Here is a 13,667-nt window from a genome sequence, read left to right as displayed (position 1 = left end):
TAGAACGTCGTGAGACAGTTCGGTCCCTATCTGCCGTGGGCGTTTGAGATTTGAGAGGAGCTGCTCCTAGTACGAGAGGACCGGAGTGGACGTTCCTCTGGTGTTCCGGTTGTCACGCCAGTGGCACTGCCGGGTAGCTATGAACGGACGGGATAACCGCTGAAAGCATCTAAGCGGGAAGCCCCCCTCAAGATGAGATCTCACTGGGTACTTGATACCCCTAAAGGTCCGTCGAAGACTACGACGTTGATAGGCTGGGTGTGGAAGTTCGGTAACGGATGAAGCTAACCAGTACTAATTGACCGTGAGGCTTGACCATATAACACTCAAGTACTTTGGGTATTATGTGCAGGCTTGTAACATGATACTTAGCACACTTCTCGAATTGTTAGACTTAAGCCAAAACGCTTAAGTTACAACCGGTTTGCCTGGCGGCAATAGCGAGTGGGAACCACCCGATCCCTTTCCGAACTCGGAAGTGAAACTGCTCAGCGCCGATGATAGTGTGGGGTCTCCCCATGTGAAAGTAGGACACTGCCAGGTTTTAATTCAGAAACCCTCGTCATAATTTATATGGCGGGGGTTTTTTATTACCTTGGTTTAACCGTATGGCGTGGCGGTGACTTTTTTATTCAGGACAAGTCGCTTTCGGCATCCATGCCTCTCGCGACACTAGCCCATCCATGGGCGTCGTGCCAGGCTTTAATTCAGAAACCCTCGTCATAATTTATATGGCGGGGGTTTTTTATTACCTTGGTTTAACCGTATGGCGTGGCGGTGACGCGCCGCTCTCCGCTACTACCTTCCGCATAGAATTTCCTTAATTTTCCTTTAATTATCTATGCTTTTGGGATAACAAATTTCCCTTGCTGGACGATAACCTAGCGAATATGGGGACACATAGTAAAGCATCTTTTCCGATGTGGTTGAGGAAAACGTGGTATTATTCAATAAGTTAATCAGATTGTTGGCACCTTTGCGTCCAATTCAGAAGTTATGCAACTACGGACACTACCGCGAGGTTGGTGGCAGTGGTGGTAGTGCGCCTGAAGAAAAGGACGCTTTGAGTAGCAAATATCACCACCTTAGAGAGGATTATCATATCCTGGAGCAAATTCTGGATGTGAGCCATAAGATTCTTACCAGTGGAAATACCTCGCAAACACTGGAAGACTCTTTTAAACACGTAATCCAAATTTGTCAGGATGCTTTAGGGTGCGACACCTCAGTAATTGAATTGTACGATCAGGATAATCAATCCTTGATTGGGGTGGCTACTGATTACGGTGCATATAAGCCAGAAGGCTATTTTGAACTACCGCTTACCGAAAGTTCTTTGTCTGGATTGGCTTATAAAGCTGGGCATACGGTCGCCATAGACGATGTAAAAACAGATCCCAGAGTCAGTCAAAGAATTCGGCGCCAATTCAGCGCCCAATCCGGTATTGCAGCGCCATTGCTGATCGAAGGTGAGGTCATGGGTGTGCTACTGACCATGACTCGTGAGCGCAAAGTACATTTTACCCCGCGTGATGTCGCCTTAATGGAAGGGTTGGCACACGAAGCAGCGTTGGCTGTGCACACACAGTTGTTGCATAAACAAAGAATACAGGCAGAGCATCGCTTCCAACGGTTGATTGAATTAGCTCCGTCACCCATTTTGTTGTTGGATTGTTCACTAAAGATCATTGAGATAAACAAAAAAACCAGTGAAGTTTTCGGCTATCCCGTGGCTGACATTATAGGCACTTCCTTTTTAGGTTTGATTCAAAACGCAGATGAATGGCAGCAAGACATTGGAAAACCAAATATCGAAATTAACTTTGAAACCCATTTAACTCATCAAAACGGACATTCCGTTCCCGTGGAGGTTTGGGCCAATCAATTGGTCATTGCCGGACATAAAGTTATTCAGGTATTCCTGGTTGATATGACCGACCGCGTAAAAGCGCAAATGGAACTACGCCAAGAAAAGGAAAAAGCACAAACCACCTTGCGTAGCATAGGCGATGCCGTGATTACCAGTACGGCGGACGGAAAAGTGGATATGCTCAATCCCTCGGCAGAGGCCCTTATCGGCGATACAGGTGCAATTGGCCAACCTATTGAGACTGTCTTTGAACTGATTGATGAAAAAACACGTAAGCCACTCAGCAATCCGGTTAAACGTTGTATAGAAACCGGGGGCGTTGTTGATCTGACGGATGGTGTGGTGCTGATAAATTCAGTAGGTGATGAAACACAGGTAGAAGTTCACGTCACTCCTTTGGTTGCTGCAGAAAGTGGTGTCAACGGTGCGGTGATGGTCTTGCACGATGTGGGGCCCGCACGTCGCTTAGCACAGGAAATGTCATATCTGGCGACCCACGATGCTTTAACCGGTTTAGCCAATCGCAGTAAGTTTGAAGACTGTTTGCAAATAGCCATCGACTCTGTGGCTCGAGGCGGCCGGACTCATGTGTTGTGTTATATCGATCTGGATCGATTCAAGATTGTTAATGATACTTGCGGACATATTGCCGGTGACGAACTGCTCAAACAGCTTACCCATCTGTTTCAGCAATCGGTACGTGAGTCGGATACGCTTGCCCGCTTGGGTGGGGATGAGTTTGGCTTGTTGTTGGAAGGGTGCGATGTGCAAACGGGACGACAAATTGCCGAAACGATTTGTGCGCGAGTGAAAGAATACCATTTCACCTGGGGCAACAAGCGGTTTGAGGTTGGAACCAGTATTGGTCTTATAGAAATTGGTCCAGATAGTGGAGATTTGACGCAGATTCTCAGTAGCGTTGATTCTGCTTGCTATGAAGCGAAGGATCGAGGCAGAAATCGGGTTCAAGTTTTCCGTAACGATGACACCCATTTAATTCGTCGTCACGGCGAAATGCAATGGACGCAACGGTTACAAAATGCCTTGGTGGATGATCGATTTCGTTTGTATACGCAATCCATTTTGGATCTGCATAATGAAAATGCAGAGCAAGCCAATGAGGTGTTTGTAAAAATGTTGGGTGAAGACGGTAGGATAGTTCCTGCTAATGCCTTTATTCCTTCTGCGGAGCGGTTTCACCTTATGCCGGAGGTGGATAAATGGGTTATAAGGCACACTTTTGCCTATGTGGCGAAAACCCCCAACAGTCGCTGGTTCATCAATTTGTCGGGCCAATCCATTGGTGACGATCAAGTGCTGCGTTGTATCATTGACCAAGTGGAGGATCATAACATAGATCCGGAACAGGTCTTTTTTGAAGTAAACGAAACCGCGGTTATCGCCAATTTGTCTCGTGCGGTTTCTTTTATGAAGACGTTACGGGGACAGGGTTTTCGCTTCGGTTTGGATGACTTTGGTAGCGGTTTGAGTACCTTTGCCTATCTAAAAAATCTGAGCGTGGATTTTATAAAAATCCACGGAAATTTTGTTCGAAATATTGATGTTAGTCCGGAAAACCGGGTTATGCTGGAAGCCATCAACAAAGTGGCACATTCTCAAGGGCTTAAAACCATTGCGGAAAATGTTGAAAACAAGCAAGTGGTGGCGGTGTTGCGTGAATTGGGAGTTGATTGCGCCCAGGGATTTGGCATTGATCCACCGATAGCATTGGACGAGAATTCCTGATTTATGCTTAGATTCTTCGCCCCGGAATCTTTTTGCAATTGTTGTGCGTTTAGCCACACTTTCCCAGCAAATTAGGCCTTGCACAGGCTAAATTTTTTGTCCTCGCGGTACGATATTTCTATTACGACAATAACCAGTTTACAGCCCATTCTGGTGTTTTCTTGTTGGTTTTATTAAAAAAATCACCGCAGGTGATTGAAGCTTAAGGTGTACTCGTGTCAGAAGAGCAGAAGATAGACCCGGAGATTTTCTCGGACCTGGTGCCGGTCAAGGCGCTCAGCCCCGATCATTGTCAGGAGTTGGCCTTAAAATCCAAAATGGGACAAATCGGGTCTGGGAAGGTTTTGATTAAGCAAGGTGAAGACAACGGTCGCATTATTTATGTGTTAAAAGGGGCCGTGGAGATTTCGGGGGATGGCGTGGAGACACGTACAGTGACCGGTGGCAGTAAGCAAGCCAAAATGCCTTTGGATCAGAGTAAAGTCGCTCGTTGTACGGCGACGACCAAAACGGATGTGTTGTATTTGAGCGTAGACGCAAATTTACTGGACATCATGTTAACCTGGGAGCAGTCGGGTGGCTACGAGGTGCAGGATTTGCAAGACGACCAGGGTGATGAAGACTGGATGTCAAAAATTCTACAGGCCAAAGTGTTTCATAAAATCCCACCGGCCAATATTCAGTCTGTTTTTATGCGTATGAAGGAAACCCACTTTAAAGCCGGGGAGCCGGTTATCAAGCAGGGTGGCGAAGGCGATACGTTTTATATTATTCGTGAAGGAAACTGCAGGGTCATTCGCCAAACCAAAAAAGCGCCGCAAGGAATGGTGCTGGCCAATCTGCAAGTGGGGGACAATTTTGGTGAAGAAGCGCTGATCTCCGGTGGCAAACGCAATGCCTCGGTGGTCATGGCTTCAGACGGGGTCTTAATGAGCCTGAGCAAAGATGATTTTCTGGAATTGCTCAACGAGCCTTTACTCAAGTCCATCAGCTATGATGATGCCCGCGCGGAAGGAGGTGCCGTTTGGTTGGATGTGCGCTTACCGCAGGAATACCAAACCCGCCATATAAAAGGCAGTGTCAATTTGCCTTTACCGTTGATTCGTGCCCGTTTGGACAAGCTGGATCCTGATCGAAAGTACATTGTTTGTTGCGATACCGGTAGGCGTAGTTCTACGGCGACGTACATTTTGAGTCAACATAGCTTGGATGCCAGCGTGTTGGACAACGGTTTGGATGGTGTGCCTCAGGAGCATATCGAAGCCGCCGCCTAAGACCACAATCGCGTTTTTCGTACCGCTGGTTTAAAATCCCCAGGCTATGGGGTATTCACAACAATTATTCAAAATCCTGTCTGACGGTCAGTTTCACTCCGGCGAAGATCTATCCCGGCGTTTGGGTGTTTCGCGAACCTCCGTGTGGAATCATATTCGCTCTCTGCGGCAACTGGGGCTGGAAGTATTTGCTGTGCATGGACAAGGCTATCGCTTGGATCACCGTGTGGAACCCATTGATCAGAAGCTCATCGTTTCCCAGTTGGATGCGGGAGTGGTCATCCCTGCTTGGGAGATTCACTGGAGTATAGACTCCAGCAATACGCTTTTACTCAATAGAGCGCGAGAGGGTGCTGTTTCAGGGACGGTTTGCCTCACGGAATTGCAGACTCAAGGCCGGGGCCGCCGTGGGCGTCAATGGAGTTCGCCCCTGGGGGCTAATATTTACTTATCCATACTGTGGCGCTTTCAACAAGGGGCTGCTGCCCTCAGTGGTTTAAACATTGCCACAGCGGTGGCTTTAAGCGCGGCCTTGCAGCGCTTGGCTGCTGCGCAGCAAAAAACATTACCCGGTTTGAATCTGAAATGGCCCAATGACGTACTGTATGACGGCAAGAAACTGGCGGGTATTCTTATGGAAGTCACCGGCGAAGCGGCCGGTCCTTGTGCCGTGGTGTTGGGGGTGGGGATGAATGTTTCCATGAGTGCGGCCGGTTCGGAGTCCATCGACCAGCCCTGGACCGATTTGCGTTCCGCTATGGGGGATACGCCCTCTCGCAACGAACTTATCGCCCTAGTATTATCGGAATTTATGGCTATGTTTCAGCAATTTGAACAACATGACTTAGCAGCGTTTTTACCCCGATGGCAGCCTTTGGACGGTTTTGCCGGGCAAGCGGTGCGCCTGCATACGGCGCAAGGCGACATAGAGGGCATTGCTCAGGGAGTGGCCGGCGATGGGACCTTGCTGGTGGAAATCCAGGGTCAAATTCAACGGTTTCATTCCGGTGAAATCAGCCTGCGTAAAATCCACAGTGACGCAGACAAAAGCGAAAGCGACGAGGTATCTCCGTGAACTCCGGCAAGGAGTTCCACAATACCCTGCTGGTAGATGTGGGCAACAGCCGGGTGAAATGGAATACCGGCATCGGGTTGCACCAAGCCCAAGCCAGTCAGGCCTTTGACTGGCACCACACTGATCCTGCCGAATATATTGAACAGCACTGGTCCCAGCTGCCATGCGACCCAGTTTGGATCTCCTGTGTCGCTGGAGACGCACTGGTGTCAGTGCTGCAGGAATGGGGCAAAAGCTCCGGAAAACCTCTACATTTCGCTCGTACCCAAGAAAAATTTAATGAAATTACAAATGCTTACCAAGAAGCCGAGCAGCTGGGTGTGGATCGTTGGATGGCGCTTCTAGGCGCTGGCCCCGTTGCGCAGGGCATCAGCGGGCAAGAACGCAACGATGTCTGTATTATTGATTGCGGCACCGCCATATCCGTGGATGTACTGGAAGCCGGTGGACAGCATCGCGGCGGCCTCATTGCTCCGGGCCTGGAATTGATGCGTCATTCCCTGCAATTGGCTCCAGGTGTTTCTATTAATAGGGATTTTGACGTAAACTTGCTAGCCAGGAACACCACTGACGGTGTCGGCAATGGAACCCTAAACATGGCGGTTGCGTTTATACAAAACACAGTCTTGCGCATAGAAGAACAATACCAGCGTTCCTTGGTCAAAATCATTACCGGTGGTACCGGTGAACAGTTAAAAGAGCACTTAAACAGCGATTTCCACTACGATGCGGACCTAGTCCTAAGGGGGCTGGCAAGGCTGGCGAACCAATCATCCATATGAAAATTGTTTTTTATTTCTTTGTTACTCTGAATGTGGCCTTTTTTCTGTGGCAGACCCAAGCCACCGGGCGCTCCCAAGAGCCACGTCCGATAGCATCCGGTGCCCCCACATTGATATTACTCAGTGAGGCCAAATTTTCAGAAAAGAAACCCAAAAAACCGTTAAAAGAACAACCGGATAAGCCACAGAAACCTGCATTGGCCGCGTGTTTTACCATGGGCCCCTTCGACGGTGTGGACCTGGCCAGACCCATATCAGAAACGTTGGAAAGTTACGGTGTCTTGACCAATACCCACAAGATAAAACAGAAAATCTCATCCGGGTACTGGGTATATTTACCTGCCTTTAAAAGTTGGCAAGATGCCCGCGAGCAAGTGGTCAAATTGGAAAAAAAGGGTATGAAAGACGTATTTATTATGGGGCGTGGCAGCATGAAAAATGCCGTCTCCCTGGGTCTTTTCAGCAATAAAGATGCCGCGGAAACCCGCATGGGCAATTTACGGAAGATGGGTGTCAAACCTGAAGTGGAAATCCAATACGTTACCAAAGACCAGTTTTGGATCGATATCGACGTGCAAAAGGACAAAGCCGACGTAGTAGAGAACATCAACTCCATCGCCAGCTCCCTGACCCTGCTGCAATTGAAAAAACGCGATTGCAGCTAAGAAAAATTGCGGTCAGGGCGGGTTTTGCGTAGAATACGCGGCTCTGAATAACTCCTGTCCAGGAGCAAAACCACCAACAATGGTGGGCGTTTTATACGCTGGCGTAGCTCAGTCGGTAGAGCAGCTGATTTGTAATCAGCCGGTCGTAGGTTCGAATCCTATCGCCAGCTCCATGTTTTTCAAGTAGTTTTTGAAATTCTTCCTTCGTTAAATTCTATTTTGGTAACATTTTTGGTAACGTGATTGCTAAACAATGAAACCTTGTTATAGAATGCTGGTCATAAGAATCAATAAGAGTTTCATAAATTTTAACATATTGAAAATTAGAGATTTTAGGCTATTTAATTAATACTGGGTGTAGTTTTTCTTTACACTTTTGTGTTAATTATTTCTACTGGCTTTTCTTAATTGCTTGTAATTCATAGAGTTGTATTGTTGGTATTGTACTTGCTTGGCTGAATTAAGTTTTCAAGATTTAATTTGTTGTGCCGAAATAGTGACTAGGGCCAAAACTGGAGGGGAGTCAATGGGAAATAATATTTCAGAACTGAAAACTGATGGACAGTTATTAGACGCGCTTAAAAAAAGTTCACAGGTGAAACTTGGTCCCGTGGAAATCCTCGAACAACGTGTTTCTTTTGTATACGGCTCGATGAGTTCAGATAGTAATGTTACTCGCGAACATATAAAACAGGTTATTTCCGAGCAGGAGGGAATAAAAGCTTAATGATACTGTTCGAGCTTACTGGGAGTGAGCAACATCAGGTTTATCAGGACTTAGAAATATCAAACGGTAGTCGTCAATATGATTTTCTTCGTTCAATAGTTTTGGCTTCCCTGGCTATTAATAGGCCATTTCTTTCATCAAATGTACTCAAAGCTTTAAATTTCCAAGCAATTTCTTGCCTGCATACAAACGCAGGTGATTACAGGCCTTGCCAGGTTACGGTTGGAGATTACAACCCGCCTGAACATTACAGGGTCTCTGCTCTGATGCATGATTTCGTGAATGAGGTGAATAGATTTTGGGAAAAGTCAGACCCTTTAGCGTTGTCTGCATTCGTGCTATGGAAATTAAATTTTATTCACCCGTTTATAAATGGAAATGGACGTACTGCACGAGCGGCATGCTACTTTGTTCTGTGTTTGAAGCTAGAACAGTGGCTGCCGGGGACAACAATTCTTCCAGAGCTACTGCGGAGAGATAGGGACGACTACGTTGCTGCGCTACAAAAAGCAGATAAATCTCTATCCACTGGCTCCCTCGATCTTACAGACCTCCACGCCTTAATTAGTAAATTACTTACAGAGCAAATCGGTGGTCAGGCATCGTCTCCCTGAAGCTTCCCGGTCTCCATGTAATCCTAATTCCAAAAACAGTTTATTAGCGTACGGTAAAAAGCTCTATTTCGTACGCTAATATTTTTGTGTTAGGTAAACCGTACATTAATTTCTATATATTTCATATGGTTAAAAAACATCCCGTCCTTCAGCTATATTAATCAAGGATGGGAATGCGTAAATTGTAGGTCTTCGTCCCGAACTTGGCCGTACGATTTTGATAAGCTTTTTATTAAGTAATTGTTTTAACAAGCCATTAGCTGTTCCCCTATTAGATACCCCACTTATCTTGATGAAGTCTGGTGCATTCATAATAGGCCTGGAAAAAAAAGCGTCTAGGGCTGGCAGAGCAAATTGAGAATGGGTCGCATCGACAAATTGCTGTTTCATATCATCGTACAATTGGTGGATGTTTTTGGCTCTTTCCGTATTGCGTTCAGCCTGCTGGTGTAGCGCTTGTAGGAAAAATTCAACCCAACCTTGCCAGTCCCCATCGTCAGTAATAGCGAGCAACCGATCTCGGTACTTGCTATCATTCTCTTCTAAGTATTCGCTCAAATAGAACATAGGACGTTGTAGTACATTCTTCTGATAAAGGAAAAGAGGAACCAACATTCTTCCTAATCGACCGTTTCCATCTTTGAAAGGATGGATGATTTCAAATTGCGCATGCAATACTGCGAGTTGGACAAGTGGGTCTACATCATCAGATAAGATATATTGTTCTAAGTTTGTCATTGATGATTGCATTATAATCGGAGTAGGTGGAACGAAACGAGCTTGTTCGATTCTGCAACCGCGAGGGCCAATCCAATTCTGAATGGTGCGGAACGATCCGGGCGTTTGGTCTCCTCCACGCACATTTTCCATTAGTACTGAATGCAGTTGACGAATTAACTGAAGAGAGATTGGACGTTTTTCTAATTCCTTTTCTGCCATTAATAAAGCGCGACGATAATTTATGATTTCGTCAATATCTCCCTGTTTTTCCATTGTATATTCTTCTCCAGCTTCATGCTGCAGTACCTCTACTAGCGAGGCTTGGGTACCTTCAATTCGTGAAGACAGGACAGCTTCGCGATTAGTTATGGGAGAAAGTAGTACTACAGCATTGACCATTCCAGCTAGAGTTCCATCGTATCGGGCTACGGCCAAAGTTGCTTTGCTACAATAACTTGCCAGCCTTCGCCAGTCCAAGTTTTGAATAGGCAGACTATCAGGCAAACATGGAGTTTGGCTCATTACATTGACTTCCTTTTTGGTGGCGCGCGTAGGCATTTTTCCGAGAACGACCAAATTTTATCATGGCAGATGCGGGTGCGCATCAATTGGAGTTGGTAGAATACAATAAGTCGGTTTGGAAAAATATGTTGATGTAGCGTTAGAGCTAGGTGTTACTACTGCTACACTTTATAAACATGCTGCACCGAACTATGAATTAATGGTGTACGAAAAATAGGTTTTCGGGAGGAGTGAACAATGAACGAACCACTAGTAGCTATTGGAAAAATAAAAAACTTACTAAAAGAATGTGGCAACGAAATTGATGCGGCCAATTTTGCGGCAGTTAAAACAATTATACTGGAATTAACAAGTGTGGAAAACGATAGGTATGGTCAATATACGTGGGAGAAATTGACTAATCTTAACTGGCACATTAATGCGATGTTTGGGGCAGATATCGATAACGGTCGCAGTTACTCAGATCATATTTCGTGGGCGTTGGGAGAAATTAGTTCGCTTGAAAGTAAACTTTGTTTTGGCAAAGAATAAATTTCAGCTAGTCTCTGCAAAATAGCCCCAGCCTAAGCCGGGGCCATGCTTACACTACCGAACCATATTGCTATAATGCCCAAACAAGCTCTTGGCATTTTCGATATTAAGCCGAAGCGCTTCAATGTATGAATGCCGAATGTCATCGCTCCAGTTGTTAAAGTCGTCACCATCGCTTCGCATGACTATGGTTTGACTGCTGGCCATTTGTAGGATTCTTGTTATTTCATCTTCCAATTGAGACCGGCTGGCTTTGGGGTTTAATTGAAAGACCTTGCTTTCTAGTGCCGGAGGTTCGTGTTTGTGAACTTCAGCTACAACATCTTCAAGTAATGCGCTCATAGTAACTCTCCTCTGTTTTTGTTTTGATCTTTACTGCTGCTACTTATAAGTTAAAATAGATAGCAGCCATAGCTACCCCTGTCAGAAACCCAATCGCGGCTACTTTCGGCTCTCTGGCTTTGTACTTGCGCATAGCGGCTTCACCAAGAATATTCAGTATATTAGCTATGGCCTGCTCTGCAGACATTGCTTCGATATAATCAGATTCGCTGCTTTCTTTATCGAGTTCTGTATTTACAACTTCTAATGTTGCGCTCATAATTCCCTCCGGTTTAGTACAATTCGTTTTTCACTATTTTATCATCCATGGAAATGCCGAGCTTACCTTCAAGATCGTACACGTTCCCAAACAGCTGACTCACTGCTTTTTTGCTTGTTGCCAAAAGCACTTCTGAGGTAATGCCATCTTGCCCAACATTGATTCCGTGCTTGGTGATATAGAGAATTGTTGCCTCCAAAACCTGCGCACTTTGGAGCAGTTGGCAAAGCAGCGTATTAATATCAAGTTCACTGCGCCCGGATTCTTCCTGGTCCCTCACGATTCGAAATTGAACATCTTCTGGTTTTGCGCTCATAACTCCCCTCCAATTTCTGATTTATGGTTTGTGTACTGCTGGGAATAGTTTGTAACGCAATCAGAAGCCGAATGCACCACCCTAAATCCTGGGTAATGATCTGGCTCAGTTAAGTGTGAAAGATCGGGGAAATGGTGCTGGTGTTGTGTATCAGGGAAAAGAGCTGGTAACCTACGTTGGGCGGCTAGCTGCATGTAAAATAAGCGAAGAACTATTTAGAGAGTAGACATATAACAGGATTCAAAGTTAATTTCCATCGAAACTAACGCTAGCAGGAATAAAACGAAAAAGCTGAGCAAGTAAAGCCACTTCAAAATCACTGAGTAGGAATATCCATCAGAACCACTATAGTACGGCTTGACTCGGTCGTACGATATTGTGTACCACCCTTTGATGCCGCACCCCATTTTTTCTTCAATTTTTGCCCCTGTTTTGAGTTGGTCGCTTAGCATCGCATTATTTGCTCGATCCATGAAATAGGAGCTAATCGAAACCAGAGCTGCTAGCAGTAACGGGACAAAAGAATATTCTCGAATGCCTTCCGTTTCATATACCCACTTAAATGCTGCTCCACATAAACCCATTGAAACAAAATATCTTGTCATAACCTTATAGCGCCAATCAAGAATAGCTCGAGCAGTACGACCATTTTCCTTGTACATCTCCCGGAGGTTTAGCTGGGCTTGTTCAAATTTGATTTTTCGATCTGTCATATACATAGGTCAAGATTCCGGTTTAGATAACCCGGAGGATAACTTGGGAAATGTGTTTTAATCAACCATTGCTAACAAAAACCCCGGCACATAGCCGGGGCTGATAGCAGATTGCTCAGGTTTATATAAACCGGATACCCGCCAATGTCGTGGCATTGTCGCTCAGCTCTTTTTCGAGCCGTTTCAATATCCGTTCAACCTCGGTCGTTTCAAAATGCTCCCCGGTATCGTCACAGTAAGAAGCGGCCTTGTGTAACGTGGAGACATGGGCCCAGATATCCCAGAGTGAATCGGATACTCTCTGGATGGCCTGTTCTTTTTGCTTTAACTGGTCAACGCTATTCATTTGAAAGGGTGTATCGCTCATGCTGCACCTCCTACCCATTGGCTTTCACGGTACTTTCTCAACTGCTCCTTGTTCATTGCTCTAAGCTTCAATACTTCTGTGTAAACCTCATTCACAATGTCGTGGTATTGTTCCTCAGGGCGATCCAGGTCGAAGCGGTTTCCTTGCAGTGCCATCAGCGTATAGTTAACCATTAACCGGCCAGGGGCGAAGGATTCTTCCATTTGTTCCCAAAAGGGCGGCCGGCTTTTCTCCTGTTCCTCGATTTCTTGATTGCGCTCATGCAAGTAGTCTTCAACAGCCTCAGTAAGCGCCGCGGTGTTCTCTTGTATAGCGGTTTGGATGACACGAAGGCAGCGGAAAACATCGTCGTAGGCGCCGTCTGATTCGTTTTCCACGGCTTTTCTAAGCATGGCGGTTTGTGCGTGAGCATCCCAGAAAGCGCCTTCAATCTCGCTTAAATTGTGTTTCAGGATGTCTTCTTTACTTGCTTAGTCGGATAGTTTGGGTTGGGTTTTCATGTGGTAGGTCTCCTTTTTGAATTGTTACAGCCACCGATCCGGGTCTAATCGAATAGGTGGCAAGCCGTACAGGTTAGACCTACCGCCAAAAAGGAAACGGCCCCCTTTCGGGGCCTGTACAGCTCGCCAAAAACAACAGGCATAAAAAAAGCGCTGGTGACGTACTGTTTCAGTAAAGGTCACTTTAGGCGCTTACGCCTTTTTGATTGCGGAGGTCTAATCCCGGCTGGATATAGCCAGCTAAACCAATCCTAGCACTCCCACACCACGAGTCAAGCGCAATATTACCGGGGGGAGTGTGTTATTTGACCGGCTCGACTTGCCGATCCAGCTCAATTTGGAGTTTTAGTTTTACGTTTTGCGCGAGCAGTTTTGTCATTTCCGTTGAATAGTATCGATGCACTTCATCCGCGAACCCTTGAAGCATGCTTTGCACTGAGTCCGATTGTTCTTGAGTCAACCCTTCGGGACCATTAAGATTGTATCGAGTCATATACGGGCAAAACTTGTCGAATGTTATCATTGCGTCATCAAGTATTTTCCCTGAAACATCCGGACTCAACGGGCTGAGCATGTCCTGCAGTGTTTGCCTGATGCCGTCTTTCATTTGCTCGTATTCTGTCTTGAATTGTACGATTGTCATT

16 protein-coding genes, 1 tRNA gene and 2 rRNA genes are annotated in these 13,667 nt (G+C 46.0%); 11 read left to right on the top strand and 8 right to left on the bottom strand.

The genetic code is table 11. The annotated features are described in order from the left end of the window. From OEY58_02945 to OEY58_02900, 10 genes are all read left to right on the top strand, one after another. A 23S ribosomal RNA gene (locus OEY58_02945) occupies nt 1–319 on the top strand; the annotation flags it as partial. A 108-nt stretch (nt 320–427) separates the two neighbouring features. Beyond that, a 5S ribosomal RNA gene (rrf, locus tag OEY58_02940) occupies nt 428–543 on the top strand. A 394-nt stretch (nt 544–937) separates the two neighbouring features. Further along, a complete protein-coding gene (locus tag OEY58_02935; protein MDH5324395.1) occupies nt 938–3,616 on the top strand; it encodes an EAL domain-containing protein in 2,679 nt (892 codons plus the stop codon). A 215-nt stretch (nt 3,617–3,831) separates the two neighbouring features. Further along, nucleotides 3,832–4,890 (top strand): cyclic nucleotide-binding domain-containing protein, encoded by a 1,059-nt coding sequence (locus OEY58_02930; protein ID MDH5324394.1) that lies wholly within the window; start codon nt 3,832–3,834, stop codon nt 4,888–4,890. Nucleotides 4,891–4,936: 46 nt separating this feature from the next. Further along, the gene (gene birA / locus OEY58_02925) at nt 4,937–5,965 is read left to right on the top strand and encodes a bifunctional biotin--[acetyl-CoA-carboxylase] ligase/biotin operon repressor BirA (GenBank protein MDH5324393.1); all 1,029 of its coding nucleotides are present in this window, start codon (nt 4,937–4,939) and stop codon (nt 5,963–5,965) included. Beyond that, the gene (locus OEY58_02920) at nt 5,962–6,747 is read left to right on the top strand and encodes a type III pantothenate kinase (protein ID MDH5324392.1); all 786 of its coding nucleotides are present in this window, start codon (nt 5,962–5,964) and stop codon (nt 6,745–6,747) included. The genes birA and OEY58_02920 overlap by 4 nt, the downstream gene beginning before the upstream one ends. After that, complete coding sequence (locus OEY58_02915; GenBank protein MDH5324391.1) at nt 6,744–7,412, top strand: SPOR domain-containing protein; 669 nt, start codon at nt 6,744–6,746, stop codon at nt 7,410–7,412. The genes OEY58_02920 and OEY58_02915 overlap by 4 nt, the downstream gene beginning before the upstream one ends. 97 nt (nt 7,413–7,509) lie before the next feature. Beyond that, a tRNA-Thr gene (locus OEY58_02910) sits at nt 7,510–7,585 on the top strand. A 353-nt stretch (nt 7,586–7,938) separates the two neighbouring features. Further along, nucleotides 7,939–8,139, top strand: a complete 201-nt coding sequence (locus tag OEY58_02905) for a hypothetical protein (GenBank protein MDH5324390.1) — start codon at nt 7,939–7,941, stop codon at nt 8,137–8,139. Beyond that, the gene (locus tag OEY58_02900) at nt 8,139–8,753 is read left to right on the top strand and encodes a Fic family protein (protein ID MDH5324389.1); all 615 of its coding nucleotides are present in this window, start codon (nt 8,139–8,141) and stop codon (nt 8,751–8,753) included. The genes OEY58_02905 and OEY58_02900 overlap by 1 nt, the downstream gene beginning before the upstream one ends. A gap of 129 nt (nt 8,754–8,882) precedes the next feature. On the opposite strand, the gene OEY58_02895 is transcribed toward OEY58_02900, so the two are convergent. Continuing rightward, nucleotides 8,883–9,995 (bottom strand): Fic family protein, encoded by a 1,113-nt coding sequence (locus OEY58_02895; protein MDH5324388.1) that lies wholly within the window; start codon nt 9,993–9,995, stop codon nt 8,883–8,885. A gap of 237 nt (nt 9,996–10,232) precedes the next feature. Here OEY58_02895 and OEY58_02890 point away from each other — a divergent pair, with 237 nt between their 5' ends. After that, nucleotides 10,233–10,526: a hypothetical protein gene (locus OEY58_02890; GenBank protein MDH5324387.1), complete on the top strand. Its 294-nt coding sequence runs from the start codon at nt 10,233–10,235 to the stop codon at nt 10,524–10,526. A 54-nt stretch (nt 10,527–10,580) separates the two neighbouring features. Here OEY58_02890 and OEY58_02885 read toward each other — a convergent pair whose 3' ends face one another. The 7 genes from OEY58_02885 to OEY58_02855 all read right to left on the bottom strand — a co-directional run bounded on the left by OEY58_02885 (nt 10,581) and on the right by OEY58_02855 (nt 13,666). Continuing rightward, nucleotides 10,581–10,868, bottom strand: a complete 288-nt coding sequence (locus OEY58_02885; protein MDH5324386.1) for a hypothetical protein — start codon at nt 10,866–10,868, stop codon at nt 10,581–10,583. Between the two features lie 43 nt (nt 10,869–10,911). Further along, nucleotides 10,912–11,127, bottom strand: a complete 216-nt coding sequence (locus OEY58_02880; GenBank protein MDH5324385.1) for a hypothetical protein — start codon at nt 11,125–11,127, stop codon at nt 10,912–10,914. A 13-nt stretch (nt 11,128–11,140) separates the two neighbouring features. Further along, nucleotides 11,141–11,443 (bottom strand): hypothetical protein, encoded by a 303-nt coding sequence (locus OEY58_02875; protein MDH5324384.1) that lies wholly within the window; start codon nt 11,441–11,443, stop codon nt 11,141–11,143. A gap of 215 nt (nt 11,444–11,658) precedes the next feature. Further along, complete coding sequence (locus OEY58_02870) at nt 11,659–12,156, bottom strand: hypothetical protein (protein ID MDH5324383.1); 498 nt, start codon at nt 12,154–12,156, stop codon at nt 11,659–11,661. A gap of 121 nt (nt 12,157–12,277) precedes the next feature. Then, the gene (locus tag OEY58_02865) at nt 12,278–12,523 is read right to left on the bottom strand and encodes a hypothetical protein (protein ID MDH5324382.1); all 246 of its coding nucleotides are present in this window, start codon (nt 12,521–12,523) and stop codon (nt 12,278–12,280) included. After that, nucleotides 12,520–12,915, bottom strand: a complete 396-nt coding sequence (locus OEY58_02860) for a hypothetical protein (GenBank protein MDH5324381.1) — start codon at nt 12,913–12,915, stop codon at nt 12,520–12,522. Before OEY58_02860 ends, OEY58_02865 begins: the two co-directional genes overlap by 4 nt. Before the next feature lie 409 nt (nt 12,916–13,324). Then, nucleotides 13,325–13,666, bottom strand: a complete 342-nt coding sequence (locus OEY58_02855) for a hypothetical protein (GenBank protein ID MDH5324380.1) — start codon at nt 13,664–13,666, stop codon at nt 13,325–13,327. Nucleotide 13,667: the final 1 nt, after the last annotated feature.

The sequence above is a fragment of the Gammaproteobacteria bacterium genome, assembly GCA_029882975.1.
Lineage (GTDB): Bacteria > Pseudomonadota > Gammaproteobacteria > SZUA-152 > SZUA-152 > JAJDNG01.
The sequence above is the reverse complement of the archived record's forward strand: the minus strand, read 5'-3'. Positions and strand labels throughout refer to the sequence as shown.

Excerpts from the sequence above, each read along its gene's own strand:
- birA (MDH5324393.1), top strand. The coding sequence starts at position 4,937 with ATGGGGTATTCACAACAATTATTCAAAATCCTGTCTGACGGTCAGTTT.
- OEY58_02915 (MDH5324391.1), top strand. The coding sequence starts at position 6,744 with ATGAAAATTGTTTTTTATTTCTTTGTTACTCTGAATGTGGCCTTTTTT.
- OEY58_02905 (MDH5324390.1), top strand. The coding sequence starts at position 7,939 with ATGGGAAATAATATTTCAGAACTGAAAACTGATGGACAGTTATTAGAC.
- OEY58_02900 (MDH5324389.1), top strand. The coding sequence starts at position 8,139 with ATGATACTGTTCGAGCTTACTGGGAGTGAGCAACATCAGGTTTATCAG.
- OEY58_02895 (MDH5324388.1), bottom strand. The coding sequence starts at position 9,995 with ATGAGCCAAACTCCATGTTTGCCTGATAGTCTGCCTATTCAAAACTTG.
- OEY58_02890 (MDH5324387.1), top strand. The coding sequence starts at position 10,233 with ATGAACGAACCACTAGTAGCTATTGGAAAAATAAAAAACTTACTAAAA.
- OEY58_02885 (MDH5324386.1), bottom strand. The coding sequence starts at position 10,868 with ATGAGCGCATTACTTGAAGATGTTGTAGCTGAAGTTCACAAACACGAA.
- OEY58_02880 (MDH5324385.1), bottom strand. The coding sequence starts at position 11,127 with ATGAGCGCAACATTAGAAGTTGTAAATACAGAACTCGATAAAGAAAGC.
- OEY58_02875 (MDH5324384.1), bottom strand. The coding sequence starts at position 11,443 with ATGAGCGCAAAACCAGAAGATGTTCAATTTCGAATCGTGAGGGACCAG.
- OEY58_02870 (MDH5324383.1), bottom strand. The coding sequence starts at position 12,156 with ATGACAGATCGAAAAATCAAATTTGAACAAGCCCAGCTAAACCTCCGG.
- OEY58_02865 (MDH5324382.1), bottom strand. The coding sequence starts at position 12,523 with ATGAGCGATACACCCTTTCAAATGAATAGCGTTGACCAGTTAAAGCAA.
- OEY58_02860 (MDH5324381.1), bottom strand. The coding sequence starts at position 12,915 with ATGCTTAGAAAAGCCGTGGAAAACGAATCAGACGGCGCCTACGACGAT.
- OEY58_02855 (MDH5324380.1), bottom strand. The coding sequence starts at position 13,666 with ATGACAATCGTACAATTCAAGACAGAATACGAGCAAATGAAAGACGGC.